Below are 664 nucleotides of genomic sequence, written 5' to 3' on the forward strand. Positions count from 1 at the left end.
GCCCGGTGGGCGCGCAGGTCGAGGCCGGCGGCGTGGGGCGTCTGGTATTCGGGCAGCGGGTGGCCGGAATGGTTGATAACAGGAATGCGCATGCGGGCAAGGGAGGGGGTGGGCAAAGATAGAACGGCCGCCCGTTGCGGCGAAGCACAGGCCGGCTTTAGTCGAACACGTAGCGGTGGGGGCGGACGGGCGCGGGCGGCCCGGGCTCGCCGGCCATTTCCAGCAGGGTGGCCTCGATGGTGTGGCTCATGGCATTTAAAGCCAAATCATTGTCTTCGAGCCCGAACGGCTCCTCAATTTCGCGCATGATGGCATCCAGCGCCATAAACGTGTAGCCCACGAAGGCCACGATGAGCGGCGTAAGCCAGCCGGTGCTGTCGACGAGCCCGAACGGCAGCAGGAAGCAGTAGAGGTACACCGTGCGATGCAGCAGCACGCTATAGGGATACGGAATGGGCGTGCCCGCCAGCCGCTCGCAGGCCCCCACGATGTCGGATAGCTGGTTGAAATGATGGTCGAAGGCCAGCTGGGTGGTGGTATCGAGTTGGCCGGCTTCGCGGCCCTGCTGCACCCAGCGGCTCATTTCAAGCAGCAGCCGCACGGGCCGGAAGGTGGCGGCCCGGGTGGCCTCGGCGAGGGGAGCGGGCAGTAGGCGGGCCAGGTC

1 protein-coding gene is annotated in these 664 nt (G+C 66.6%); it reads right to left on the reverse strand.

Annotated features, from left to right (window positions below):
• Positions 1-157: 157 nt before the first annotated feature.
• The coding region (locus ACYVDE_RS25255) for a bestrophin family protein (protein WP_460504265.1) at positions 158-664 on the reverse strand (507 nt) is incomplete at its 5' end.

The sequence above is a fragment of the Hymenobacter agri genome, from assembly GCF_054778495.1.